Below are 26,713 nucleotides of genomic sequence, written 5' to 3' on the forward strand. Positions count from 1 at the left end.
GGTGCTATCCCTTTGTTAGGCTATTCCGCAGTTTACTATGCTTACGGCCATATCCGAAGTAAATAGCAAAACCGATGAGCAGCCATACGATCAGCCTTATCCAGGTGTCGAGTGGTAAAGAGAACATCATCAGCAGGCAGGTAAGGATACCGAGTATCGGTACTACCGGCACAAAGGGCGTTTTGAATGCCCTTGGGATATCCGGCTGTTTGATACGCAGGATAATGACACCCAGGCACACCATTACAAAGGCCAGCAGGGTACCGATGCTGGTCATCTCTCCCACTACATGAATGGGTACCAGTCCGGCGAAAAGGCTGATGAAGATACAGAGTACGATATTTGACTTGTAAGGAGTAGCGAAGCGGGGATGTAAGACGGAAAATACCTGTGGCAGCAAGCCGTCTTTACTCATGGAATAGAACACCCTTGACTGTCCCAGCAGGTCCACGAGGATCACGGAGGTGTACCCTATCAGGATAGCGGCTATTACTGCCAGGAACAACCACTCGTACGGCGTATGTGCGATGGCTACGGCCACAGGAGCGGCATTGTCTTTGAACTCGGTATAGTGTGCCAGTCCTGTCATGACATAACCAAACAGCACAAAAAGAATAGTACATATGACGAGGGACCCAAGGATGCCCACCGGCATATTCTTTTTAGGATTCTTTGTTTCCTGTGCCATCGTAGCAACGATATCAAAACCAATGAATACAAAGAACACCACCCCGGCGCCTCTCAGGATACCACTTACGCCGAAATGCCCGAATTCGCCTGTATTCTTCGGAATGAAGGGCTTATAGTTCTCCGGGTTGATATAATGCCAGCCGAGGGCGATAAAGACCAATACTACGCTGATCTTCAACGCTACAACGATGGCATTGAACAATGCGGAACCTTTTGTACCGAAGATGATAATGGAAGTGATAAAGACGATGATCAATACTGCAGGCAGGTTGATATAACCGTGTATCTGTGAGCCATCTGCCAGTTTGATCAGTTCAAACGGAGAGCTGACCAGTTGTGCCGGCAGGTGGATATTGAACTTATCAAGGAAGGTAACGAGGTATTTAGACCAGCTGATACCCACGGTAGCAGCACCTACGGAGTATTCCAGCACCAGGTCCCAGCCAATGATCCAGGCAAAGAACTCACCCAGGGTGGCATAAGCGTAAGTATATGCACTACCGGCAACGGGTACCATAGAAGCCATTTCTGCGTAACACAGTGCACTAAAGGCGCAACCAACGGCTGCCAGAATGAAGGACAATATAACGGCAGGACCGGCATTATTGGCGGCGGCAATGCCTGTCAGGGAGAAAAGACCGGCGCCTATGATCACGCCGATGCCTATAGCAATGAGATTGATACCCCCGAGATTACGTCTTAATGTGTTGGCCCCACTCTGAGCAGCCTCCTGCTGGAGACTTTCAATTGATTTTTTTATCACAGGTAAAGTTGGTTTGGCTGCAAAGGTAAGCCTCTTCCTATTACCCTACAAAATTAATAGGTTTTATATTTTCACCGGGTGGCGCTCAACTATTTTGCTTCTGTTAACATCTCATTAACGAGAACAATCATCCTCTTTTATAACTTAGACAATATATTTCATAGGTATAGGGATATCAGACAGCTGCTCTTTATAGGGCGGCTTATTTTTTAGATATACTTTCAGCGTGGATTTAGCACGAATTTAGAGGGATAAAACGACTGTGCCAGCTTAGGATATAACCGACAGAATGCCCGCGGGGACTGAGATCAGCAAAATTACCAGTAACAGTGATTAAATGTAAGGTGTCTTTACGGAGCGCACGTGGGGATGAGTATTATACTTTCATTTTCCGGGAAGCGGGAAAATGATGTGTGATGAGGTGATTTGAGAAGTGACCGTTAAAGGTGCGGTTTTGTATTGCGTATTATGCGGAGAAGTGCATGGGGTAATAACGGAAGTTTTGAGAAAGGCCGGTGGTGCCGCCCGCAATTGAACATCTCCTGTCCCAAAAACGAACACTTTACCAATCACCCCCACGCATAAACATCAAAATATCAATCTTATACAATACTGGCATTTCATTGGTGGTCTCTATTGCAAATTGCCCACATGCTCCTGCATTACTTAAAGATCACTTCGAGAAGCTTTGTTAAGAATAAACTCGCCGCATTGATCAATATCTGCGGACTGGCCATAGGCTTGGCCGCAGGCGTTCTGATCATACTCCTGATCAAAGGTGAATTTGAGCAAGACCGGTTTCACAGGAACATCGATAATATCTACATATTGCTGGCGAACTCCAGGCAGGAAGGCAGTATCATAACTGGTAGTTCAACGCCTGCGCAGCTGACAGCAGCTATACGCAACAGCATACCGGAAGTAAATTATGCGGCCCACTGCACGGGGAACTCACAACAGTTACTGACCTATGGCACAAAGAGCATTTATGAGGATGGCATGTATGTAGAACCTGATCTGCTGAACATCATGCACTTCCCGGCAGTGCAGGGCAATCCCATTACCGCTTTGGGAGATGCAGGATCTATTGTGCTCAGTGTATCGACCGCAAAAAAACTTTTTGGTGACGAAGACCCGATGGGCAAGATCATCCGGCACAATAACCAGCATGACCTGAAGGTAAGCGCCATAATGCAGGACCTGCCGGCGAATAGCTCTGTCAGCTTTCACGTAGCGCTTCCCTTCCGGATCTGGGAACAGGAAAATGCAGGAACGTTTAGAAACTGGGATGCCTATGTACTGGCTACTTATGCAGAACTGAAACCAGGTGCAGATCTCGCCGCCGTGAATAAGAAGATAAACGCATTGTTTCCCAAACCACCAACAGATATTAAGACCGGAATATTTGTCTATCCTTTTAAAGACAGGTACCTCTATAGTAGTTTCAAGAATGGTAAGCCAAACGGTGGAAGGATAGAGATCGTATTGTTGTTCGCGGTCATTGGCGTATCCATATTGCTGGTTGCCTGTATCAATTTTATGAATCTGGCCACCGCCCGTTCTGCAATGCGCTCCCGCGAGGTAGGCGTCAGAAAAACGCTGGGGGCTACGAAAAAACAGGTCATTTTCCAGTTCCTGGGTGAAGCTTTAATGATGACCACCCTTGCATTGTTCATTGCCGTTATACTGGCTATACTGGTGCTACCATCCATCAACTATTTCACGGGAAAGAATATTACTATCAGTTTATCGGACTGGCGGCTCTGGCTGACAGTGACAGGCATGACACTGCTCACCGGGCTGATCGCCGGCAGTTATCCAGCTTTCTTCATGAGCGCATTTCAGCCAGTACGCGTATTGAAAGGAGTGATCATGAACAAAAAAAGCAGTGGCTTACTACGTAAGGGGCTTGTAACTTTTCAGTTCGTTATTTCCATTTTCCTGATCATTACGACTATCGTTATATCCAGACAACAGTCGTATATCCAGCAGCGCCCTATTGGCTATGAGCAGACCAATCTTATAGACATTCCCGCCAGGGGCGAGATGAGCTCAAAGTTCCGGGTACTGAAAGATGACCTGGTACAACTTCCCGGCGTGGTGGCAGTATCTGCCGGCACTGATGATCTGGTACGGTTTGGCGGTGCTACGAATGGCATTGACTGGCCTGGAAAAACAGCTGATCAGGATTTCTATATTAATGTTTCCAATGTGGAATATGACTGGGCGAAAACCGCAGGATTACAACTGGTCGAAGGGAGGGATTTTAACACGGCTTTTGGCGCTGATTCCACTGCCTGCATAATCAATCAGGCGGCAATGCAGAAAATGGGCCTTAAAGAGCCTGTTGTAGGCATTAAACTGGGCGATAGGACCATCGTGGGTGTGGTAGCAGATTTCTCCTTCAATGATGCGTTTAATGCTCCAGGGCCTTTAATCGTTTATCTGAGTCCGGGGGCCATGAACCATTTCTTTATCCGCCTCCGGAATGATGCCGGCTGGCAGAAAAGGCTGGCGCAGATAGAGCAGATTGTTAAAAAGCATAACCCGAATTATCCGTTTGAGTTTCATTTCACAAAAGATATTTACCAAAAGCAATTCAAAGGTATCCGCTCCACCGGTCAGATGGTGAGCCTCACCGGTATACTGGCCATCTTTATATCCTGTATGGGATTGTTTGGCCTCTCAGCTTTCCTGGCAGAACGTCGTAACAAGGAAATTGGCATCCGTAAGGTATTTGGCGCCAATGTAACAAAGATCTGGCTGATGCTGTCGCAGGATTTCCTGAAACCTGTACTGATCGCCTTTCTCATAGCGGCCCCGCTGGCAGGCTGGGCAATGCACCTGCTACTCACCTCCTTTGATTACCACATCAGTCTGTCCTGGTGGATCTTTGCGCTGGCCGGGGTGTTGGTGCTACTGGTGGCGCTTTTCACCATCAGCTACCAGGGTATAAAAGCCGCGTTGACCGATCCTGTAGACAGTTTGCGGGCGGAATAACGTTTTTCTCTACCTTAGATACATGATACAGGAAGAAACCCCTCTTACCAATGAAGACATCCGGCTCCTCAAAACTGCAGGTAGGATTACAGGCATACGGTGGTTACTGATATTACTGTTCACCGCTATCACACTGGTCCTGGCAACTCTATTGTTAATGGCAGCCTGCGGAAGGCATGCAACGCTTTATATTCCTGTTTCTGCTGCCTGGGGCGTGTTTCTCGCTATCTGCTTATTTATGTGGCGAAGCGCCCTGAAACAGCGGAGCATGATCAGGGCCGGCCTGCATACAGGAAAAAAACGCCTGCTCCGCATACGGATAAAACTTCTCCACGCCTCTCCCAAAGGAGATCTCCAGTATATCAGTGCTACCAACGACGTCATTGATGTAAAAGCCACGCTGCCCGACAAAACCTTCTTTTATGAGCAAAGAAGCAGCTACCATCCTGCTATCGTCAGGAACATCCAGGGAATGGCTGGTCAGGAGGTAGTGCTGCACATCAGCACTGCAGGCAATATCCTGCTGAAAGCAGAATATCCGCATACCCCCTTTCGGGAAACTACCGCCAGGATCTCCAATGATGACCTTCAACTAATGAAAGAGAAACAGTCCACACTGGTGAAACTCTTCCTTACCAGCTGTACGGGTCTTGCCCTGATATTACTGCTGGGTGGCATTGCCAAAGGATATTATTCCAACCTGTACATAGTCATTGCCGTCATATATCTCGTCTTCTTTTTACTGGCTACTCCTGCCTATTACGTCTATAACAGCTATTCCCAGGCAGAGAGTAAGATCATCATACGCGGCAAGGTAACCGAGATCATCTCCACCATGCGGCCCAACCGGGGCACCGGCGATATCTATTACAGGGTTGGTGACAGGTTATACCTCGTCCGGCCGATTGAGAACCTGGGTACCAAAGTACAGGCCGGCAATGAGGTGGAATTACATTTCATACGCAAAAGGAACGGACGCCCCGGCAGGATGCTGTACGATATAAAATGCTAGCCACTAATAAAAAGTTAGTACCTTTGGAGCACTTAAATTTGATACAATGGATGAGGCAAGTTTTGCTGAATTTAAATGCGAGACGGAGAACAACGCAGGTGCTAAAATCAAGCTGGGCTCTTCGGAATGCTCTGCTGCCTTAACTGCAGTAGGCGATGCCCTGTATGTAATAGGCGGGAAATGGAAATTAAGGATCATCATTGCCCTCTCTGAAGGATTTACCAGGTTCAATGAACTGCAACGCCGGGTAGATGGCATTTCCGCCAGGGTATTGTCTAATGAACTGAAAGATCTCGAACTGAATGGTTTTGTTGTCCGTACGGTGCAGGTTGGATCTCCGGTGATAGTGGAATACAAACTGACAGACTATAGTGATACCCTCTCGGATGTACTGCGCTCATTACGTGCATGGGGTACTATGCACAGAGCTAATATCAAAAACAGGATGAAGGAAGCTACACAGGCAACATCTTAAACACCGCACTATCGTATGTTGTTAACCGATGGAAAATTCTATGGTAATACCGTTCACCGGATTGAACTGGAACATTTCAATCTGACGCTGACAGTGATACAATACAGCGCTTCCTGCTATCAAACAACTGCATCTCCTTACCGCCAGCCAGATACAAACATGTTTCCGGGAAATAGACCCATTGAGTAAGCAGTAGATCGTTCTACTACAGCCCGTTGTTTGTAACAAAAATGAAAGAGGGCGCCTTTCACTCAGGAAAGACGCCCTCTTTGTCATCATAACAGATCGTCAGAAAATATATCTTACACCAAACTGCAACTGCCATCTTGATATCAGGTCAGGGCTGGTGGTGAATGTTTCTTTCTGTGAAGGATCGAACTGATAGATAGCTTTACCCGCGCCATCCTTGCCTGCAAAACCAACAGGTTGATAATAACCGGTGGTACTTGCATATTTACGTAGTCCCCATTTGCTGCTGATCATGTTACCGAGGTTCACTACATCGAGACTTACCTGTATGGTGCTGGTCTTTTCTTTACCGCGGAAGTTAAAGTCCTGCAGTACGCGCATATCTATCTGGCTGAACCACGGTGTAGTACCAGCGTATTTCTTTGTAAACTGACCACGGTGTTTGCTCAGGTATTTATCCTGATTGATAAATGCTTCCAGTGCTGCACCCTGTGCAGCAGCGTTCTGGGTATTACCATCAGCATCCAGGAGCGGGGCAAAGTTCATGTTCCTGATCTCTCCTGCTGTAGGCACATACATCAGATCATTGGCAGCAGAGCCGTCACTATTCAAATCACCTCCGTATACATAGGAGAAGCGGTTACCACTTGTCCAGTTACTGAAGAATGAAATAGTAGTTGCATAATTACCTTTACCATATTCAAATTTCTTGATACCAGCGAATGTGATACGGTGGGTGTTGCCATACAGAGAGTGAGAGTTCACTGCCTTGTTAGCGTTACCGAGAACGGGGTTACGGTCAAACGCATCGCTGGAGATCTCTGCAGAGATGGAGCTGGCATCTTTTGCCACCAGGTAGTTATATCCCAGCATCAGGAAATATCCTTTACCGAAAGTTTGCTGTGCCTGGAAAGTACCGTTGAAAGAGTATCCTACCTTTACATTGGTGAATACATAGGTACCTGTATTCCCTTTGTCAGCTGCCTGGTATATAGCGCGGTTATCGCCTGTTCCAGAGTTAAGCATACCTGTAGGCGTACCTAAACCATAGTCACGCACCATCATCGCGTTAATATCTTTTGAATAGGCGATATCTCCACTCAGGATAGTACCTGTAGGCAGTTTATAATCCAGACCGATGTTGGAACGCCAGATCTGCGGCCATTTGAAGTTATGGGCTGTTACGTCGTAAAAGCCTGTGAACGGATTACCGATGGCGTTACCCAGCCATACAAAGGGAAAGCGGCCTGTGAACAAACCTGTACCACCACGTAGTTGTAAGGTCTTATCACCTCTGATATCCCAGTTAAAACCTATACGTGGAGATACCAGTACTTTACCGCTTGGCATACGGGTATTGTCTATTTCCTGGCCAGGGCCATTCTTTACCGGGTTGCCGTTTTCATCGAACAGCTTCAGGTTATCGGTGTTAGGAACAGTAGGCGAACCGGTTGTGAAAGTACCTGCAAAGGTACCATCCTGATTAACATTAGGACTGCTGTAACTGGCCTTGTCTGTGAAATACAGCGCCTTGTCAAAACGCACGCCATAAGTCACCTTGAAACGATCGGTTACACTAAACTCATCCTGCAGATAAGCGGAAAGCTGGCCTACGGTCAGATAGTACCATAACCACTGATCGGCCGCCGCGCGGTTCTTTGCATACGTTACGTTGGCGTCGTAAGTCCCTGCTGCGACGTTGGTCAGGAAAGTATTGATGTCCACACCAGAGAATACGGTAAAGCCAAAACCTGTCAGGTTAAAGGAGTTACCGAATTTGAACTGTTCGTAGGATGCTCCAATGGTAAGGGTATGTTTGGGGAGGATGATATTGAAGTTGTCTGTTAACTGCAATGCATCCTGATTGAGACGGTTATTAATGGAGAAAGGCTCGAATCCTACTGCTATGTAAGGCACATTATATTTTGTGATGTTCAGCACGGGGAAAGGCGAAGAAAATGGATCGCGCTTATCCCTGAAACTGGTGAACACTGCACGGAACTTGTTGGAATAGGTATCGTTGAAGTTAGACTTCAACTCCAGTCCGAAGGAGTGCAGTTTGTTGATCATCTTATAGCCTGAGTTCCGGAATTGCAGGGTGATAGCATCCGGGCCGCGGCGGTTGATAGCATTAGGGTGTGCAGTTTTTTCCTGCGAAGCATCCAGACCATTGTAAGTAAAGGACAGGTTATGTTTACTGTTGATCACCCAGTCTATTTTTGCCAGCCATTTATAGTTCTTGCGTTCCAGGTCAAAATCCTGGTAAGGACCGGTTACATAACCATAGCGTTGAGCCAACGCAGCACTGACAGCCTTCAGATCTGACTCGAGTACGCGGGAAGTTGTCACATCACCGGCGTTGTCATTATTTCTGGCCACATAGGCGCTGGCGCCGTCTTTACGTTGTTCAGTTTCAAAGTTGACAAAATAGAACAGTTTATTCTTCTTGACAGCTCCTCCCAGTGAAAAGCCTCCCTGGAAGTGATCGAGTGTAGGCACTTTCAGTTTCTGTCCGTCTACTTTATCGCCGGAGATAGCATCATTACGGTAAAACGCATATACGGTACCACCGAATTTATTGCTACCGCTTTTGGTAACCGTATTAATACCGGCGCCGGTAAACCCTGACTGGGTAACATCATATGGAGCGATATTGATCTGGATCTGGTCTATCGCATCCAATGAGATCGGCTGTGCGTTTGTTTGTCCGCCGGGAGCCGGTGCATCCAATCCGAAGGGGTTATTAAACACAGCTCCGTCCAGTGAGAAGTTGTTATACTGCCCATTCCTTCCGGCAAAGGAGATACCATTGTAGGTAGGCGATGCGGAAGGGGTGATACGCAGATAATCATCCGCAGAGCGGGAGATAGTCGGCAGTTGCCGGATCTGCACACTACTGATGTTTGTCGACGCTCCTGTACGCTGGTCATTGAAGATGGTGGACCGGCCGGCGATCACCACTTCATTGAGTTTCCCGGCCTGTTCGATCAGGCGGAGGTCGAGAGCCGTGTTTTGTCCCAGGGTGAGGAAAATGCCGGTAGCCGTCTCCGTAGCGAAACCGGTAAACGAAACCGTCACGGTATAGGGGCCACCTACACGAAGGTTGGGCACAACAAAGCTACCATCCGATTTGGTGACCAATCCTTTATTGATACCGGCATCGGCGAAGGCCACCCTGACGGTTGCACCGGGCAGGGGCTGTCCTGCCTGATTTTTGACAATACCGCTTAATGTGGCAGTAGTCACCTGGGCTTGGGCATTAATGAGTAGAAAACAGGCAATGAATAAGCTTCCTAATAGCTTAGTTAGATTTGGTTGATGCATCTTGGTATAAATTGGGTAAGTAATTGCTACAATCTCTGAATGTAAAAAGCATCCCTATCATCCCCAACAACACTATACAATTTACTCAAAATTTTGCGTAATTCATGGGGTGAAGCTGCAAAAATTTCAATTGAGAGGGTTTAAAAGTGACACATGTAAGTAAATTTAAAGTGTAAAGTACAGGGTTATGGAGCAGAAAGTGTAGGAAGGGGTTTATGCTTGTATCTCAAACGAATCTCTAACGAACAAGGATCAGTTTCCCTATATACAGGCGCTCTAGTCCTGCATTATAATAGCTTTTGTATAGCGTTGGCTATAGAACAGTGCCTATAATGCTATAGTAGAGTGCCTATAGGCTATAGGCTCCAACGGATCTCACGTATAGATCAAGCGAATACAGACCCCTGATTACAAAAACCCAGGCTATGAACATGTAACCGCCGCAGACCTGATACATAGGGGGCGTATATAGCCTGGGGTTGAAACCCGCTGCAAACACGTGTCCCGGGGTTGAAACCCCGGGCTACAAACACGGGGACTCCTGACGGAGTCTTTATCATTAATAATGGCTCAAAACAGGCCGATTTCGGACACAAACGATCCAATGAGGACTGGTTTGTTATCTGGAAATGCAACGGCCTATATCAGGCTTAAAATGCCATTTCCAGGCATTCCGGGAATTATCTACGTACAAGCTTCGCTTTAACCTCGTTTCTCCTATGTCTAACTTACGTTCATCTTACGTTCATGAACCTAGGATGAACGTAAGATAGACATAGGAGAAACATTGTTAAGACCTTGTCTAAACGAAAGTAATACGGGAAGTCCAGGCAGTTACCCGGCATTATATTTCAATTTTTAAAACCTAAAAATCAATCATTTACCTGCTTACAGGCAGCCATACACTCATATCGCTGCTGCCCCGGTTGGCCCAGGCATAGTAAGGAATCAATCTGACCTTAACAGGTTTTGAGAGGGCGTTCAGAGGCCTGTAAAGGGTATTGCTCCAATTGGTGTGCTGCAACAACCTGGCCTCTCCTTCCAGGGCCACTATATGACCGTTTGCCAGTTGCATAGGCCGTGATTGCAGGCTGATATTAGCTGGAATGATAATATCTGTTAATGCCTGATCCTGCGGCAGGTCCGTTGATTCTATACAGTAGACCAGGGGACCGCGTTTCACCGCTACCTGGTTACGGGTTTCTTCGACCAGTGGGTTTGATTCTACCAATGTGGCAGGCATGTCGAGGGTGAGGGAGATCCTGTCCCCTGCTTTCCAACGGCGTTTTACTTTAAGATAAGTTCCTGCAACGGGTATTTCCGTTACCGGCCTGCCATTCACTGTCACAGTTGCCTGCCGGCACCAGCCGGGAATGCGTAGCAAGAGCGCCAGGTCTCTGGCGGGTACCTCCTGTAACGTGATGCTAATATTTCCGTCCCAGGGATAATCTGTCTGCTGTTCCAGCTTTATTACGGCGCCGTCGTTCAGTTTTGTGCGGAGAGTATTACCTGCGTACATGTCAACATAAATTCCCTCGTCATTTATACTGTACATGTAGTTGCTGACTTCAGCGATAGTGCGCACTGTGTTCGGCGGGCAACAGTTAGATAATGCGATATAAGGTTGCCTTCCACCGGTCCAGCGCAGTTGGTAAGGATAGTTGCGCGACGCGGCCAGCGGATTGGTATAAAAGAATTTACTGCCGTCCATACTGACGCCGCTCAGGATGCTATTGTACAGGGCCAATTCCACGATATCTGCATAACGTGCATCACCGGTTAGCTCCAGCATTCTGCGGTTCCATAGGAGGTTGCCGATATTGGCACAGGTTTCATTATGTGCTGACAGATTAGGCAACTGGTAATTCTTTCCGTATGCCTGGTGAACCTTCTGTACGGTATCAGGATTGTAGGAGATGCCATCTACGGATACACCATCATACAAAGCACCACATCCACCGGTGATGTACATCTTTTTGTTTATGACATCATCCCACATGATGTTCAATGTGTGTAAGAGGGAGGTATCGCCGGTTTCAGCATACACATCTGCTACGCCGGCAAACAGGTAGTTTGCTCTCACTGCATGCCCCACTACCCTCTTCATATCGCGGAACGGTACTCTGTCGGAGTTGTCATCCGTACCTTCCGTCATGCCCCTGATGTCGATCAGTTTTTTAGCAAGGGACAGGTACTTCTTGTCTCCGGTAGTTCTGTACAGTTCAATAATGCCCATATAATGCGAAGGACAAATGGCATTACGCGCCTGCTCCGGTGTGGCGGTATTATAAAATCCGATCAGGAAATCCGTAGCCTGTTTTGCTACTTCCAGCAAAGCCGTTTTACCGGTGGCCCTGTAATGTACACAGGCAGCTGTCATCAGGTGGCCGAAGTTATATGCTTCGAAGCTTAGCTTGTCGTCAAATATCTTTTGTCTGCCGGTTTGTCTTTGTTCAATGATGGATTTGGTGTACACGTAACCGTCCTTCCGCTGCGCCTTTGCGATGACAGCGATTGCCTCGTCCATCATACGATCCAGGGCGGTGTCTTTGGTTACCGCATATAATCCGGCAACTGCTTCCAGCGTCTTGTAAAAATCACCATCGTGAAAGGAAGGGCCTTTGAAAGAACCGGTATCAAGTCCGGCAGCTATTTCAAAATTCTTGAACGAATGACAAAGCTCCGCGTCATGATAAGTGTTCCATAAGTGAGGTACCATGGTGTTCTTACATACCTCAAAGCGTTCTGCCCAGAATCCTTTTGTAAACTGTACACTTCCCATATCTACACTGTGCAGGCGGGCATATGGGCTGGAGCTTGTATTGAGCAGTCCTTTCTGTGCGGAAGCGTTTATGGCTATAATGAGGAAGCCTACAATCAACAATATGTTTTTAAGTCTTTGCAGACCTTTCTTTGGAGAAGCATCGATGGCCAGAATGAAGAAACCGGCCATCAGGAGTATGTTTTTAAGTCTCTGCATCACTTTACTATTTAAGCGCCTGATAATTGATAACGTAATTCTTTCCTGCCTGCAGGGTCATCTCATACCAATCTCCTCCTTTGCTTTCTATTCCAGCAGATTTACAAACCGGCTTTACCTGGCTGCGAAAGCGTAATGTGCCTATACCTTCCGCAGTTGTAATATTCATTTCCTGCGTGCTGCAACGGATGGAGATGTTTCCTTTAGGAGTTGGTACACGGCCTTCCATCCATTCCAAACCACCTAATACAGGCTGGATGATATATGTAGCGTAGCCGGGAGCCGTAGGTTTAACGCCCAGGTAATATTTTCCCAGGAGGTAAATAGGGCTGGCGCCCCAGGCATGGCAAAGGCTTTTACCGAATTCCCTTCCATACATGGCATAGTGTTCAGCACCTTTCTTTGCAGGATTGTATTCTTCCCAGAAGCTGGTTGCGCCAAGTTTTAACATCCCACCCCAGTAGTCTTTCATTTCCTTCAGTACATATGGCTGTTCACCCATGGCGCACAATGCTTCCAGTTCATAGAAGCGCATATAAGGTGTGGTGATATGCTGGATATTGTCATTCAGCAACACTGACTTCTTCACGGCATCTTTCTGTTGTTGGTTGAAGTAGTCATAAAAGATGGCAAACATGTTCGCGTAGCGGGTTACATTTTCTGTCTGCTTCCCTTCTACCCTGCTGTGTACAAGCGCCTGTTTGGTTTCGTTCCAGTAGAAATCAAAGAGTTTCTTCTTCAATTCCGAGGCGTATTGCTTGTATTTAGCGGCATCTGCCTTCTCATTGGCAATGTCTGCACACAAGGCCATTGTTTCCAGGCTGCGGCAAAGCAATAGTTGCTCAATGCTTACAGCGCCTTTTTTGCTGAGCCCTTCTGCCCAGTCAATGAATATCCAGTCGCCCGGCATACCCCCCATTAGCCCCTCCTTATTTCTCCTGCCAAGGCAGTATTCCATCATTGTCTGCATACGCGGGTAGAACTGCCTGATGAAGGTCTGGTCGCCAGTGTAGAGGTAGTAATCGTAAATGCCCAGGAACCAGTAAAAGGTATAGTCCATGATGGTATTGATATGGCTTGTCACCGGATCTTTCCCCCTCAATGCCAGCATTGTTCTGGATACTGTGTTGCTGTCGAAAAACAGGTAGTAGTTCATCAGGTAACTCTGGTAAGCATCGCCACTCCAGACCCAGCGGTCACGTTTGATACCGTCTATAAAGAATTCTCTTGTATTCAGATGGAAAGTATACTTCGCTACGTCATATATTCTGTTGACCTCTTCATCAGAACAGCGGAAACTGCCTTTCTCCTTTACATCTGCATGTTCGTATAGCATAGATACTGAGTCTACCTGTATGCTGCCGTCTGTTACCATGTTCACGTAGCGGAATGCTTTAGACAGGGGCATAATAGAATCTTTCTTCACCCCTTGTTGAAAAGAAAGCCTGTCCAGGGTGATAGCGCCCTTTTCGCTTAGGGCTTCTTCTTTGCTTTCGCCATAGTACAGCGTAATGTTACCATTACCTTTTATACCGTGCAGACGAATGAAGCCAAAAGTTTCTTTACCGAAATCAATCAGTGTAGCAGTATTATTCTTTGCCACGCTGACAGCGCTTAGTGGTGTAACTGGTAGTTTGCAGACTGAGGGAGGATTGGCTACATCATCAAAATTCCAGCTACCGGCATTGAGCCATTTGGTAGCGGAGATATCAGAAGTTTTACCACTTTCATCTATCCATTCTTTATCTTCATAAGTCACCAGCCAGCTGGCATCAGAGAAAACCGTTTCCCCTGCAACATAGACAGCTGGCACACTTGCCTGGTTGAAGACTTTTATATTGATCCGGTGCTTACCGGCAGGTACGGTTATTTTAGCCGGCATTCCTTCCAGGGGCTGACCATCTACTTTCACGTTATAAATCCCTTCAGTATAAATGCCTACTTCTTCAGGAGATGTCAGTGCAAAGTCTTTATGAAAATCTATTAACGGATAATGGCTATCAAACTTCCAGAAGACAGGAAAGAATGTGCCTCTGTCTGTACGGCGGTTCTGCATCTGATTACTCAGCCAGATCTCAAAATCGCCGGGATACCAGATCCAGGTAGGTTTTGATTGAGCCAGTGTATACTGGTACAGAGAGAGCAAAACAATCAGCAGTGAGCAAACTTTTAAAGCAATGTTTTTCATGATCCGTTTCCGTTATATTGATTGATAGGTTGAGACTGATGTGCTGGAGCTTTTTCTAACAAGAGATATTTGTAAGGTGCTTGCAGACCGGCGGCCTGTTTGATGCTATCAGCTACCTGCGGACCGTTATTCTGCCAGATATTATCTAGGACTTTCAGCTGTACCTGCATCTTCCGGACGAATGAATATAGGTTCATAGAGAATATATGTACCCCCTTTGATGATGATATGAATACCACCTTTAACAGCAGGATTTATTTAGCCTTCTCCATTCCCTCGCCTGCCTCATCGCAGCGGCCAGCGTGGCCTTTGGCTGAGCAGTGGTACCGGCATTCAGATCATTCCCCGAAGGGGCCACATAGATATCTCCGGCATATGTATACTGCAGACATAAACAGATATATCCGGTCATCCATAACACCTTCCTCATTCGGCACTCTTTATGGCAGTTTTCCAAACCTGTTCCAGCTGTGTGAAGCCGTGAATAGCATGGGCAGGCAGCTGTTCTCCCTTTTCGCCGAATACATACAGGGCAGGTGCGTTTTCAATGATAATCTTTGATTCATCAGCAGCACTGATGTTCAGGTTAAGATACTTTGCCATGAAGTCATAGACAGCCTGCCGTTTGTTAATGCCGAAGTCATGGCTTTCTGCAGGCAGGTGTACGTTGCTGACCTTATCTTTCTGGTTATAGTATGAATATACTTTCTGTAGATAGGGAAGATCATGTTCCGGCATTTTATCTGTCCAGTCGCCACCATCACTAACAAGTAATTGTGGATGAGGAGCGGCCAGGGCGGCTATTTCTACGTTATCGGTCCTGTTACCACAAGCGTGGATAGGCATACCACTTTCACAGGGACAGCCGCCATAGAAATAAGAGCTGATAGCCACTACAGGAGCGCTGACCTTAATACGGTCGTCGATCGCGGCCATCAATACCGTATGACTGCCTCCTCCGGAACCGCCTGTAATCCCTACTCTTGCAGTATCTGCGTCTTTGAGTGATAAGAGGTAATCGAGGATGCGGATTGCACCCAGGGCCTGTATTGTCATAGCAAGACTTCTGCGGTGATCTGCTTCTTCGAATTGTAACAGCGATTCCCCCCAGGCAAACAGGTCATAACTGAAGGCCATAGCGCCCATACGGGCCAATGTTGCACAGCGGTATTGACAATCGGGTCGGTAACGTTGCAGTTGCCAGTGTCCGTCAGGATTGAGGATGACCGGGATCCTGCCTTTGTATTTTGCAGGCTTGTATAAAGAGCCGTTGATGTATAGTCCGGGAAGTATCTCAATAGCAATGTTCCTGACAGTATACCCATCAAACTTTCTTTCTTCAGTAATGATTGGTTTGGACGCAGGAGCAGCAGGCAGGTGATCCAGTTGCAGGGCTTCCCGCAGGCAAGGTTTTAGTTGGGCCTTACGTTGCTCCCATTCCTGCAGGTTGCTATACTGTGCGGCAATACGGTCCAGTTCAGCCCAGCCATCTGCTACCTGCCAGCGATAATATTCATATTCACCCAGCTTATACGTGTCTTTATCTTTCCTTACTTTCAGATCGAGCGGAGTCAGGATGTTATCCAATGTGGCTTCCAGGGTGGGCCTGTAGCGCCAGTCCGCATAGGCGACATATTTACCGGCTACCTGTTTGTCGGTATATTTTATACGGATGTTATACCGCTTTTCAACATCTTCCAATACTGTTTTCAGCGGACGTTTATAAGCGCTGTCGGATGTTTGCTGTGCATACAGGCTTAGGGTATTCAATAGTAGCAGGCACCCCAATAAGGGAACGGGGAATCGGGTCGTTCTTTTCATAACATGGCATTAAACAGGCGGGAATCTAGCGCAAAATCACAGGTTGATCATCCTATGCTGTCTACTTCCCTGAAAAATCGAAATAAAGTATTATTTGCAATGCCCTTTCCCGCTCTTTCTCATAGTCGTAAAAGATATTCTTCATGCCCATGGGGCCAGTGGTTTCATTGCGTTGCGTCTTCGTACCTATACTGCTGATACCCTGCATAAAGGACAAATCTCCCGCGGGGAAAACAGGTTCATAGTTATGCCAGTGATCAGTTTTCCAGGCAGGTGTAAACAGGCGAAGGAACAGGCTTTCACTGTCTGTGTATACGGTGAATGGCTGCCCCGTCGTGATGAACTTACACCAATACATATTAGCATGGTAGCCTTTAAACTCAGGATAGTTCCAACTCTCCCCTGTTTCTGTGTTGTTGTATTCTTTATGCCAGATGCCAAAGCTTGTGCCTTTCAGCCGATTCTTCCATACGCGGTATGGCCCGCTACCCATGTATTGTATGGCGCGCATTTCCTGTTCAGGGAAAGCAAAGTTTACGCCGACAAAGGAGGTAAAATAAGCGGCAGGGAAATATTGTACTGCCATCTTTACTATGCCGGATGGATAGATCGTCCATTGTAAGGTGTTGTAGCTTTTCTTTCTGTCGAAGGTGGAGGTGATGATTAGTTTATTACCCGCTTCATGATAAGAAAAGCCGGCAAAGTTGTTTTCTCCTTCCTGGAGTATGGGGCCATTGTTAAAAGGGATGAGCGTATTACCGTGTTTTACCTCTTTTAGCAGGCCATCTCTGTTATTGAAAACCAGGTGTATATCGGCAGCTGATACCAACCATAGAGAGTCCTGTTCACGTATAGTTACCTTACCGGCACTTACTGTATCAATCATTTTTGCCCTTACTGCTGCGGGCCTTGTGAGGGGAAAGCTCCAGGTAAAGAGTTCCCGTCCCTGGGGATCTTTTGCAGCCAGGTAAAGTACGTCGTAGGTTTGCCAGTTGGCCGGAAGAAGCAGTTTTAGCATACCTTTCTCAAGAGGCTTCAGATGAGGTGCAGGGGCTGAGCCGTTGTACGTGGCTGCTGTTGTCAATTTTTTCAGCTGCCAGGTAAACTGGCATTGGCCGGTGTTGGTAAAGGCGTAGCGGTTCTCTATGTTGAATGTGCCGTCGAAAGCGGGTGTTATTTCTCTGCGTTCAACATAGATGGGACTCCATACTTCTTTAATTGTAAAGAAGCTGCCTTCTTTTTCGTGATGCGGACCTACTATACCGTCGGCCGCTCTGTGGTGATCAGTATCGAGAGACTCGTGCATGTCCTTTCTTACTACACCCTGGTCTGCAAAGTCCCAGAGGAAGCCACCAGCGCTGAGCGGGTTGTGCCACATCTTGTCCCAGTAGTCTTCCAGTCCGGCGCCATGACCACCGTCGAACTGCCCGTGCAGGAACTCAGTTGGCATAACGATTTCCCTACCGTTTTCGTAGTTGCCGATACCATAGTTATACTCCCGGTAGTGTTGGGTTTCAATACCATTGAATAACTGCCAGGGATGAACCACAGGGCGCTGTTGAGGGTCCAGTTCAGGGAAGAGATGATCCAGTTCTTTGTTATGACCGCCTTCATTGCCATTCGCCCAGAAGATGATGCTGGGATGATTTACATCGTGTTCCAGCATTTCCTTTACCAGGCGGGTACCTGTTTCCGTATTGTAATTGCCGTGCCAGCCGGCCAGTTCATCCATTACGTATAATCCCAGGGAATCACAGACATCCAGGAAGTGGCCGTCGGGTGGGTAATGCGACATACGCACCGCATTCATGTTCATCTCTTTGATGAGCAGTACATCTTCTATGCTGATAGCTTTACTGGTGGTACGTCCTGTTTCCGGGCGGAAAGAATGACGGTTCACGCCTTTGAATTTCATCTTTACACCGTTCACATAAATACCATCACGCTGTTTCACTTCCACAGTACGGAAGCCAATGCGCTGTTGGAGGGTATGTAACACCTGGCCCTTATTCCGCAGGGATATTTCGGCATAGTAGAGATTAGGAAATTCGGATGACCATAACTGCATATGTTGATAGAGCGTATCTATATGAATTTCAGGCGTATCGACCGTTCTTATAATTGGTTCGCCTACTTGCTGGTGATCTTTGTCGTAGAGTTGCAGGGTTACCTCCCGGTGTTGTGCTGCATTCACCTTTACAATGGCACGAAAAGCACCATCGGCCCGGGCATTGATAGCTACACTGGCGATGTGTTCTGCAGGCAGGGTTTCCAGGAATACGGGCCGGAAGATGCCGCCGAAGAGCCAGAAGTCAGCCTTACGTTCAGCTTCATTTACAGAGAAATTAGCAGAATGTTTAGCCACGGTTACTTCCAGCAGGTTCCTGCTTCCATATTTTAATAAGGCGGAGATGTCATATTTAAAGGTATAGAAGGCGCCCTGGTGTATGGGGCCGGCGGACTGGCCGTTGATCTTTACAGTGGCGTCGGTCATCGCTCCCTCGAAAACGATGTTCACCATTTTGCCTTTCCAGCTGGCCGGTACCTGAAAAGGATGCCTGTACAGGCCACTTTCTTTACCGCGGAGACTGTCTTTCGCAAATCCGTAGTCATATTTACCAAAGCCCTGCAGTTCCCAGCAGGATGGTACGGGAATGGTGGTCCATTTACCTGACTGGCTGCCACCAGTGCAATAGAACTGCCAGTTCACAGTGTGATCGCCACCGGTACCTGACAGATAACTAATTTCAGTAGACTGAGCAGAGGCTGTATATATAAATGTGATTAATACCAGCAGTGCGGTAAGACATTTCAGTGGAATTCGTTTCATCATCCGGGTACGCTTTTGGATGCCAAGCGGGAGTAAGTTACATAAATGTATCCTGATATTTAAAACCTTTTTGCTTACCACAAAGGATATCAGGCACAATAAATGTAGGCACGACACCTATCTGTGAGTTATATTTTTTTCCATAGCGGCTTGCTTAAACCAGCTTATAGCTTATTTTTGCCTTGTGAGAAAAGTATGCCTTTACATATTGGTTATTTTTATGTGGGCAGAGAGTACCTCATTCGATCAGTTATTAAAGCTGCCTGTGTTATTTGAACATTTCAAAGAACACCAGCTCAAGAACCCGAATGTGGACTTGCTGGAATTCATATCCATGCACTACTGGGGGCAGGATATGGACGACACTGATAATGACCGGGATATGCAGCTTCCCTTTAAGAAGGTGAATATCAATACTCACTATATCCTTTTTGCACGATTTACCCAGGCCCCCCGCATCATTGCCACTGAACAGACTGTATTACAGACTTTTACCATTTATAAGGATCAATATCATCCCGACCCTAATCTTACCTCTCCTTTCAGGCCCCCCTGTGTGTGAATTGCACCTTGTTATTTATTGATCTGTGCTGACAATGCAATGGCATTCCATTGCACATATGTCATTTCATAGATCTATCCTGCAATTCATTTAACAGCAAATCATGCTTGATAAGATCATTCAATTCTCAGTTAGGAATAAACTGGTGATTGGCCTCTTCATGTTGCTATGGGTTATTTACGGCATCTTCGAAGTAACCCGTCTGCCAATTGATGCGGTGCCGGACATCACCAACAACCAGGTTCAAATTATTACGACAGCACCGGCATTAGGAGCACAGGATGTAGAGCGGCTGATCACTTTTCCCGTTGAACAGGCCCTCAGTAATATTCCGCATCTGAAGGAGAGCCGGAGTTTGTCGCGGTTCGGATTGTCTATCATCACGGTCGTGTTTGAAGATGATGCCGATATCTATTGGGCCCGCCAGCAGGTAAGTGAGCGGCTGCAACAGGTGGAGATCAGTGAAAATGCCAGTAAGCCTGAACTGGCCGCCGTATCTACTGGTCTCGGGGAGATATACCAGTATGTGCTCAGGCCTGTAAAGGGATATGAAGACAGGTATAGTCTGGCCGATCTGCGCACTATACAGGATTGGATCGTGCGGCGGCAACTACTGGGCACCAAAGGTGTTGCGGAGGTATCTACTTTCGGCGGAGAGCTGAAGCAGTATGAGGTGGCTATTAATCCGTACCAGTTGAAGTCGTTGGGATTAACAATCGGTGATGTTTTCACTGCCTTACATAATAACAATCAGAATACGGGCGGGGCTTATATTGAAAAAGGTCCGACTGTTATGTACATCCGCAGTGAAGGGCTGGCGGGTAGTATTGCCGATATAGAAAATATTGTTGTCAAAAATACAGCGGGAGGTATTCCTGTATTGATCCGGCATGTAGCCAGTGTCAGGATGGGCGCGGCTACCCGCTATGGCGCCCTGAACTATAACAATACCGGTGAAGTGGCGGGAGCTATTGTATTGATGCTGAAAGGGGAAAACTCTTCCCAGGTTATTAAGAATATAAAAGCGCGAATCGCGGAGATTCAAAAAACATTGCCGGAAGGCCTGCTGATAGAGCCATTCCTTGACCGTACCAAAATGGTAAACAACGCTATTGGTACGGTAGAGCATAATCTGCTGGAAGGTGCGCTGATAGTAGTGTTTGTGCTGGTGATCTTCCTGGGGAACCTGCGTGCGGGGCTGATCGTGGCTTCTGTGATTCCGCTATCTATGCTTTTCGCCGTTATCATGATGAATACCTTCGGCGTAAGTGGCAACCTGATGAGCCTTGGTGCGCTCGACTTTGGCCTGATCGTAGATGGCGCGGTGATCATCGTGGAGGCGATCCTGCATCATTTGCATTACTCCAGGGAGTATCAACAGAAAGACAGGCTTTCGCAGGAGGATATGAACGCGGAGGTAGCGGGATCTTCTTCCCGTATGATGAACGCCGCCGTATTTGGACAGATCATCATCCTGATCGTGTATCTACCTATTCTTTCACTGCAGGGTATAGAAGGCAAGATGTTCAGGCCGATGGCGCAGACGGTAGCCTTTGCGATCATGGGTGCATTTATACTTTCCCTCACTTATGTGCCGATGGTGAGTTCATTATTCATCAGCAAAAAGATCACACATCAACCGAATATTTCCGATCGTGTCATGGACAGGATCGAAGGGTTTTATCAGCGGGTGCTGGGGCGGGCATTACGTTTCCGTAAGAGCGTGGTAGCTGTTGCATTCGGATTGTTTGCCCTGGCGATTTTCATCTTCAGCAGGATGGGCGGAGAGTTTATTCCGCAATTGGAGGAAGGCGACTTTGCCGTGGAGACAAGATTGCTGATGGGAACGAACCTCAGTACGACGGTCGCCACTTTTCAGCAGATCTCGGGGATTTTAAAAGACAAGTTCCCTGAAGTGGAGCGGATCGTATCCCGTATTGGCAGTTCGGAGATCCCGACAGATCCTATGCCGATAGATGCGGGCGATATGATCATTGTGTTGAAAGATAAATCGGAATGGACGAGTGGGGAAAGTTTTGAGGAGCTGGCGTCGAAGATGTCGGAAGTGGTGCAGCATGCGATACCTGGTGTAACATTAAGTTTCCAGTTCCCGGTGCAGATGCGTTTCAATGAACTGATGACGGGCGCCAAGCAGGATGTGGTATGTAAGATATTTGGTGAAGACCTGGATCTGCTGGCGAAATATGCGGAACAGATTGGCGCTATCAGCAAAACGGTATCCGGTACGGCCGACTGGTATGTGGAAAAGATGACGGGGATGCCGCAGGTGGTGATCCGTTATAACAGGAATGAAATAGCGAAATACGGGCTTAACATTGATGAGATCAACCGTACTGTTAATGCCGCATTTGCCGGTGCTGCTGCGGGGAAGGTATATGAGGGAGAGAAACGCTTTGACCTGGTGGTGAGAGTGGGGAATGAAGGCAGGAGGAATATTGAAGATGTGCGCAACCTGATGATCGCCACTTCTACCGGTAGCCAGATACCACTATACCAGGTGGCGGCTATTGATGAAATAGAAGGTCCGAATCAGATACAACGTGAGGACGCCAAACGCAGGATCACTGTCGGCTTCAATGTGAGAGGGCGCGATGTGCAGTCGATCGTCGAGGAATTGCAGCAAAAGATTCACCGGAAAATAAAACTCGAACCGGGTTATACCATCACATATGGCGGTACGTTCGAGAACCTGCAGCAGGCGAAGAAACGGTTGAGCATTGCGGTGCCTGTGGCCTTACTGCTCATTTTTGTCATGTTGTATTTTGCCTTTTCCTCTGTGAAAGAGGGAGCGCTCATTTACACTGCGATCCCTTTATCTGCCATAGGTGGCGTCTTTGCATTAGCACTGCGTGGCATGCCATTCAGTATCTCAGCCGGTGTAGGGTTTATTGCGTTGTTTGGTGTGGCGGTATTGAATGGTATTGTACTTATTTCTGAATTCAATCGTATCAAAAAAGAAGGAAAAATAACTGATGCGCTGCAACTGGTAATGATGGGTACGCGTAACCGTCTGCGGCCGGTATTGATGACAGCTGCGGTGGCATCACTGGGATTCCTACCTATGGCCCTAAGCAACGGCGCCGGCGCGGAAGTACAACGCCCGCTGGCGACCGTTGTAATTGGTGGATTATTAACAGCTACCCTGCTGACTTTATTTGTGTTGCCGGCTCTTTATCTTTTATTCGACGGAAAGGCTACAATAAGACCGAATAAAGCGGTAATGATCGCGGGATTAGTATTCATCTCCATTTCTTCCCTTAAAGCCCAGAACAGCCCTGTAAATCTCAACCAGGCTATCAATATTGCCTTGAGTCATAACCTGCAGGCTACAAGCGCCCGGCTGAATGAGCGGGCGGAAAACCTGCGGCAGAAGACAGGGTTTGATATTCCGAAAACGCAGTTCAGCGCCGACTATGGACAGATCAACAGTATCCGGAAGGATAACCGCTTTGGTGTTACGCAGTCACTAAGTTTTCCGACGGTGTATAGTCATCAGAAAAAGGTATTACAGGAGAACTATCTGGCAGCGCAGGCTAAAACGCAGCTGATGGAGCAGGATATCAGGACGAATGTACGGCGCATGTTCTATGACTGGGTCTGGCTGCACGAGAAGCAGCGGCTGTTGCAGTACGCTGACAGCATCTACCGGTTATTCGAAGAAAAGACCAATCTCCGTTTCAAGACCGGGGAAACCAATATACTGGAGAAGACCACTGCGGAATCTCACCGGCAGCAGATTACCAATCAGCTGGAGATGCTTTCTGCGGATATGCTGATCATGCTGAAGCAGTTTAATGTTTTACTGGGGGACAGCGTCTTTTATCAGCCGCAGACGGACAGTATCCGTATTGCTTATTCCACGCTGGATACTACGCTGGGACAACTGCCACAGATACGTTCACTGCAGCATGAGTCGGCCGCTGCCCATTGGCGCTGGCGTACGGAGAAGTCCAAATTATTGCCTGACTTCTTTATTGGGTATAATAACCAGAGTATTTCAGGGATGCAGAATGTGGATGGGCAGGAGACTTACTTCAGCAACAGCAAACGGTTCAACTATGTGAATGCAGGGATCAGTATTCCGTTGTTCTTTGGTGCACAACGTTCCAGGGCTTCGGCCGCACAGCTGGATTGGCAACTATCACAGCAGCGGGCGGATTATGCACTGCTGCAAACGCGTACAGAATGGCAGAATGCATTGACACAGGTGCAGAAGTATGCTGCCAGCCTGCAATATTACCAGGGAAAAGGACTGGAAAATGCTGCGGCGATCATCTTTACTGCCGACAAACAGTTTGTTGGCGGAGAGATCGACTACCTGCAATGGGTCATCCTGGTTGATCAGGCGATAGGTATCAGGAACGAATACCTTGATATGTTGAACAATTACAATCAGGCCGCCATCCAGGTACTGAAATTGCAAAACCTTTAATTCAATCATTCATGCGACAATATCTTTTTTTATATCTTCTGTTCGTTGCCTGTAAGAGCCATACTCCTGCCCAGGAGCCGGCGGCAGCGCCATCCGCAGACAGCAGCATGGTAACACTTACCAGCGATCAGATCAAAAATGCCGGTATCGAAACCGGATATCCGGCTACTATGGCGGTCAGCGGTGCCCTGCGTTTGCAAGGTACCATCGACGTACCGCCGCAGAGTACCGTGAGCGTGAGTTTTCCGCTGGGCGGTTACCTGAAAAGAACTGACCTCCTGCCAGGTGCTCATGTCAACAGAGGACAGGTGCTGGGGGTACTGGAAGATATGCAGTTCATCCAGCTGCAACAGGATTATCTGCTGGCAAAAGAGAAATTCACCTTTGCGGATACGGAATACAAACGCCAGCAGGAGCTGAATGCCAGTAAGGCCAGTAGTGACAAGGTCCTGCAGCAGAGTAAGGCGGAAATGGAAAGTCAGCATATTACCATGCAGGCTTTAGCGCGAAAGTTAGAGCTGATCGGGATTAATCCTGAGCGCCTGAATGCGGGTAATATTTCCAAGAGTGTTAATATTCTATCGCCTATTAGTGGGTTTGTGTCTAAGGTGAATGTGAATATCGGGAAGTACACCTCTCCCACTGATGTACTGTTTGAGCTGGTGAATCCGAGTGATATTCACCTGGCCTTAAGTGTATTTGAGAGGGATGTGAATCAGCTGTCTGTTGGGCAGAAGGTGGTGGCCTATAACAACGAGCATCCGGAGAAGAAATATAATGCCGAGATCCTGCTGATCAGTAAAAACCTGAATGAGGACCGGATGGCGACGGTACATTGTCATTTCCACCAGTTTGATGCCTCCCTCCTGCCGGGGATGTTTATGAATGCAGAAGTGGCGGTCAACAATACGACAGCATTAACTGTCAATGAAGCGGCGATCGTTCGCTGGCAGAATAATTTTTATGTGTTTGCCGATAAAGGGGGGAATAGTTTCCGGATGATGCGGGTTACTCCAGGGAATGTGAATAACGGGCAGGAGCAGTTTTCTGCGCCGGGGGTGGATACGGGTACTAAACTAGTGACTAAAAATGCTTATGCGCTGCTGATGAAGATGAAAAACAGCGCTGAAGAGGAATAAGCCTAACTATACCAGATCGTAAACAGACGTCAAAGGCCCTTTTTCAGGGCCTTTGCTATTTCTTATTGCAGGCTCCAGTCGACAGGTTCGATGCCAGCTTTGGCCAGTAATTCGTTAGTTTTTGAGAAATGTTTGCAACCGAAGAAGCCCTTGTCCGCACTGAACGGCGAGGGATGGGCAGCTTTCAATATGTGATGTTTCGTGGCGTCGATCAGGACCTGCTTGTCCTGGGCAAAGCGGCCCCATAATATGAACACCACGTCCTTTTTCAGTTCGGATACCTTCCGGATCACGGCATCGGTGAAGTTCTCCCAGCCTATTTTGCTATGAGAAGCCGGCTCGTTAGCCCTCACCGTCAGCATGGCGTTGAGTAATAATACCCCATGATCCGCCCATTTTGTCAGGTTGCCCCCCTGTGGGATGGGCAATCCCAGGTCCTGCTTCATTTCCTTGTAGATATTGACCAGGGAAGGTGGGGGCTTTATGCCGTCCTGCACGGAAAAACACAATCCATGGGCCTGTCCGACGCCATGATAAGGGTCCTGGCCCAATAATACGACCTTGACTTTGTCGAACGGGGTTTTATCAAAGGCGTTGAAGATCAGGTTTCCGGGAGGATAGATGGTATTTCCGACAGCTTTTTCATGTTTGAGGGCCATGACAACCTGTTCGAAATAGGCTTTCTGAAACTCATCTTTTAAGATTTCTCTCCAGCTAGGCTCGATTTTAACCTCCATAGCGTCTATTTTTTTTGATTTATTTTGAATTATTAAGGGAATTTTCCATAGATTTGCACTCCCAAATTAAACGTTAAATATAGGGGAAATTTGGGAAAACGGACCGGTAGCTCAGCTGGATAGAGCAGCTGCCTTCTAAGCAGCAGGTCATTGGTTCGAATCCAATCCGGTTCACGAAAGCCAAAGAAGCCGTCTCAAAAGTAATTTGGGACGGCTTCTTCTTTTTATACAGTTTTTTAAATAAAAGGAGCCGTTTTGTTAACCATATAATGTTTATTGTGTTATAGGGAGTATGGCAAGAGGCAAAACATTATCAGTTGTATTTAAGAGCAATCACCAGAACCAGGGGATGCTGTTACCACCAGATTTGAATGATCTGATTACAGCTAATCATCCAGTCAGAACAGTCAACGATATTTTGGATAAAGTTGATATCACAAAGTTAATCCAACAATATAAGCCAGGGGGAACCAGTAGCTATCACCCACGTATGTTGTTAAAGGTCCTGGTCTATTCCTACATTAATAATATATATAGCAGTCGTAAAATA

The 26,713-nt window shown here is 47.3% G+C and carries 17 protein-coding genes and 1 tRNA gene; 9 read left to right on the forward strand and 9 right to left on the reverse strand.

Annotated features, from left to right (window positions below; genetic code table 11):
• Positions 1 to 4: 4 nt before the first annotated feature.
• Complete coding sequence (locus tag F3I09_RS14240; RefSeq protein WP_149695691.1) at positions 5 to 1,453, reverse strand: amino acid permease; 1,449 nt, start codon at positions 1,451 to 1,453, stop codon at positions 5 to 7.
• 651 nt (positions 1,454 to 2,104) lie between these two features.
• Here F3I09_RS14240 and F3I09_RS14245 point away from each other — a divergent pair.
• The 4 genes from F3I09_RS14245 to F3I09_RS34055 are packed head-to-tail and all read left to right on the forward strand — an operon-like array spanning position 2,105 to position 6,129.
• Positions 2,105 to 4,453 (forward strand): ABC transporter permease, encoded by a 2,349-nt coding sequence (locus tag F3I09_RS14245; RefSeq protein WP_149695692.1) that lies wholly within the window; start codon positions 2,105 to 2,107, stop codon positions 4,451 to 4,453.
• A gap of 22 nt (positions 4,454 to 4,475) precedes the next feature.
• Positions 4,476 to 5,465: a hypothetical protein gene (locus tag F3I09_RS14250; RefSeq protein WP_149695693.1), complete on the forward strand. Its 990-nt coding sequence runs from the start codon at positions 4,476 to 4,478 to the stop codon at positions 5,463 to 5,465.
• A gap of 46 nt (positions 5,466 to 5,511) precedes the next feature.
• Positions 5,512 to 5,940, forward strand: coding sequence for a helix-turn-helix domain-containing protein (locus tag F3I09_RS14255; RefSeq protein WP_149695694.1), 429 nt, complete (start codon positions 5,512 to 5,514; stop codon positions 5,938 to 5,940).
• 15 nt (positions 5,941 to 5,955) lie between these two features.
• On the forward strand, positions 5,956 to 6,129 hold the full coding sequence (locus tag F3I09_RS34055; RefSeq protein ID WP_188133807.1) for a hypothetical protein: 174 nt from the start codon (positions 5,956 to 5,958) through the stop codon (positions 6,127 to 6,129).
• A gap of 99 nt (positions 6,130 to 6,228) precedes the next feature.
• Here F3I09_RS34055 and F3I09_RS14260 read toward each other — a convergent pair whose 3' ends face one another.
• The 7 genes from F3I09_RS14260 to F3I09_RS14290 all read right to left on the reverse strand — a co-directional run bounded on the left by F3I09_RS14260 (position 6,229) and on the right by F3I09_RS14290 (position 19,275).
• Positions 6,229 to 9,453, reverse strand: a complete 3,225-nt coding sequence (locus F3I09_RS14260) for a carboxypeptidase regulatory-like domain-containing protein (protein ID WP_149695695.1) — start codon at positions 9,451 to 9,453, stop codon at positions 6,229 to 6,231.
• A gap of 880 nt (positions 9,454 to 10,333) precedes the next feature.
• The gene (locus F3I09_RS14265) at positions 10,334 to 12,433 is read right to left on the reverse strand and encodes a glycoside hydrolase family 127 protein (RefSeq protein ID WP_223233241.1); all 2,100 of its coding nucleotides are present in this window, start codon (positions 12,431 to 12,433) and stop codon (positions 10,334 to 10,336) included.
• Between the two features lie 7 nt (positions 12,434 to 12,440).
• Entirely contained in the window at positions 12,441 to 14,621 is a 2,181-nt protein-coding gene (locus F3I09_RS14270; protein ID WP_149695696.1) for an alpha-L-rhamnosidase C-terminal domain-containing protein, read from the reverse strand.
• Positions 14,618 to 14,818: a hypothetical protein gene (locus F3I09_RS14275; protein ID WP_149695697.1), complete on the reverse strand. Its 201-nt coding sequence runs from the start codon at positions 14,816 to 14,818 to the stop codon at positions 14,618 to 14,620. Before F3I09_RS14275 ends, F3I09_RS14270 begins: the two co-directional genes overlap by 4 nt.
• Before the next feature lie 44 nt (positions 14,819 to 14,862).
• Entirely contained in the window at positions 14,863 to 15,051 is a 189-nt protein-coding gene (locus tag F3I09_RS14280) for a hypothetical protein (RefSeq protein WP_149695698.1), read from the reverse strand.
• Positions 15,048 to 16,442 (reverse strand): S9 family peptidase, encoded by a 1,395-nt coding sequence (locus F3I09_RS14285; protein ID WP_149695699.1) that lies wholly within the window; start codon positions 16,440 to 16,442, stop codon positions 15,048 to 15,050. The genes F3I09_RS14280 and F3I09_RS14285 overlap by 4 nt, the downstream gene beginning before the upstream one ends.
• Before the next feature lie 61 nt (positions 16,443 to 16,503).
• The gene (locus F3I09_RS14290) at positions 16,504 to 19,275 is read right to left on the reverse strand and encodes a glycoside hydrolase family 2 TIM barrel-domain containing protein (RefSeq protein WP_149695700.1); all 2,772 of its coding nucleotides are present in this window, start codon (positions 19,273 to 19,275) and stop codon (positions 16,504 to 16,506) included.
• Positions 19,276 to 19,492: 217 nt separating this feature from the next.
• Between F3I09_RS14290 and F3I09_RS14295 the strand changes: the two genes are divergently transcribed.
• From F3I09_RS14295 to F3I09_RS14305, 3 genes are all read left to right on the forward strand, one after another.
• On the forward strand, positions 19,493 to 19,834 hold the full coding sequence (locus tag F3I09_RS14295) for a hypothetical protein (protein WP_149695701.1): 342 nt from the start codon (positions 19,493 to 19,495) through the stop codon (positions 19,832 to 19,834).
• Positions 19,835 to 19,937: 103 nt separating this feature from the next.
• Positions 19,938 to 24,287, forward strand: coding sequence for a CusA/CzcA family heavy metal efflux RND transporter (locus tag F3I09_RS14300; RefSeq protein WP_149695702.1), 4,350 nt, complete (start codon positions 19,938 to 19,940; stop codon positions 24,285 to 24,287).
• Positions 24,288 to 24,298: 11 nt separating this feature from the next.
• Positions 24,299 to 25,426, forward strand: coding sequence for an efflux RND transporter periplasmic adaptor subunit (locus F3I09_RS14305; protein WP_149695703.1), 1,128 nt, complete (start codon positions 24,299 to 24,301; stop codon positions 25,424 to 25,426).
• A 62-nt stretch (positions 25,427 to 25,488) separates the two neighbouring features.
• On the opposite strand, the gene ung is transcribed toward F3I09_RS14305, so the two are convergent.
• Positions 25,489 to 26,163: a uracil-DNA glycosylase gene (ung, locus tag F3I09_RS14310; protein WP_149695704.1), complete on the reverse strand. Its 675-nt coding sequence runs from the start codon at positions 26,161 to 26,163 to the stop codon at positions 25,489 to 25,491.
• Positions 26,164 to 26,263: 100 nt separating this feature from the next.
• Here ung and F3I09_RS14315 point away from each other — a divergent pair.
• Together F3I09_RS14315 and F3I09_RS14320 are read left to right on the forward strand one after the other, a co-directional pair.
• Positions 26,264 to 26,337, forward strand: a tRNA-Arg gene (locus F3I09_RS14315).
• Between the two features lie 118 nt (positions 26,338 to 26,455).
• Positions 26,456 to 26,713, forward strand: a 258-nt coding sequence (locus F3I09_RS14320; protein ID WP_149695705.1) for a transposase, incomplete at its 3' end; no start/stop codon positions are given.

The sequence above is a fragment of the Chitinophaga sp. CF418 genome (genome assembly GCF_900142925.1).
In the GTDB taxonomy this organism is placed as follows: domain Bacteria; phylum Bacteroidota; class Bacteroidia; order Chitinophagales; family Chitinophagaceae; genus Chitinophaga.